The organism is Azospirillum sp. TSO5, from assembly GCF_003116065.1.
In the GTDB taxonomy this organism is placed as follows: Bacteria; Pseudomonadota; Alphaproteobacteria; order Azospirillales; family Azospirillaceae; genus Azospirillum.
In genome coordinates this window covers 1-1175 of record NZ_LGQY01000189.1, presented here as the reverse complement: position 1 = coordinate 1175, position 1175 = coordinate 1, and the positions used below count along the sequence as shown (strand labels likewise).

General features: G+C 65.7%; 1 protein-coding gene. It reads left to right on the top strand.

Features of this window, described 5'->3' with window-relative positions:
- On the top strand, positions 1-1173 hold a 1173-nt coding region (gene tuf, locus TSO5_RS31880; RefSeq protein WP_109155366.1), incomplete at its 5' end, for an elongation factor Tu.
- Positions 1174-1175: the final 2 nt, after the last annotated feature.

The following is a 1175-nucleotide window of genomic DNA, read 5'->3' as shown; positions in this document are numbered from 1 at the left end:
GAGCGGAACAAGCCGCACTGCAACGTTGGCACGATCGGCCACGTCGACCACGGCAAGACGTCGCTGACGGCGGCGATCACGAAGGTGCTGGCGGAGTCCGGCGGCGCCACCTTCACCGCTTACGACCAGATCGACAAGGCGCCGGAAGAGAAGGCGCGCGGCATCACGATCTCGACGGCCCACGTCGAGTACGAGACGCAGAACCGCCACTACGCGCACGTCGACTGCCCGGGCCACGCCGACTACGTGAAGAACATGATCACGGGCGCCGCCCAGATGGACGGTGCGATCCTGGTCGTGTCGGCCGCTGACGGCCCGATGCCGCAGACCCGCGAGCACATCCTGCTGGCCCGCCAGGTTGGCGTTCCGGCGCTGGTCGTGTTCCTGAACAAGGTCGACATGGTCGACGATCCGGAGCTGCTGGAACTGGTCGAGCTGGAAGTTCGCGAGCTGCTGTCCTCCTACCAGTTCCCGGGCGACGACATTCCGATCACCAAGGGTTCGGCTCTGTGCGCCCTGGAAGACCGTCAGCCGGAGATCGGCCGTGACGCCGTTCTGGCTCTGATGAAGACGGTGGACGAGTACATCCCGCAGCCGGAGCGTCCGAAGGACCGTCCGTTCCTGATGCCGATCGAAGACGTGTTCTCGATTTCGGGCCGCGGCACCGTGGTGACCGGCCGTGTCGAGCGTGGCATCGTGAAGGTCGGTGACGAAGTCGAGATCGTCGGCCTGAAGGCGACGGTGAAGACCACCGTGACCGGCGTCGAGATGTTCCGCAAGCTGCTCGACTCGGGTGAGGCTGGCGACAACATCGGCGCGCTGCTGCGCGGCACCAAGCGTGAGGACGTCGAGCGCGGCCAGGTTCTGGCCAAGCCGGGTTCGATCACCCCGCACACCAAGTTCAAGGCCGAAGCCTACATCCTGACGAAGGAAGAGGGCGGCCGTCACACCCCGTTCTTCACCAACTACCGTCCGCAGTTCTACTTCCGTACGACGGACGTGACGGGCATGGTCTCGCTGCCGGAAGGCGTCGAGATGGTGATGCCGGGCGACAACGTCGCCATGGACGTGGCTCTGATCGCCCCGATCGCCATGGACGAAGGCCTGCGCTTCGCCATCCGCGAAGGCGGCCGCACCGTCGGCGCCGGCGTCGTTGCCAAGATCGTCGAGTGATG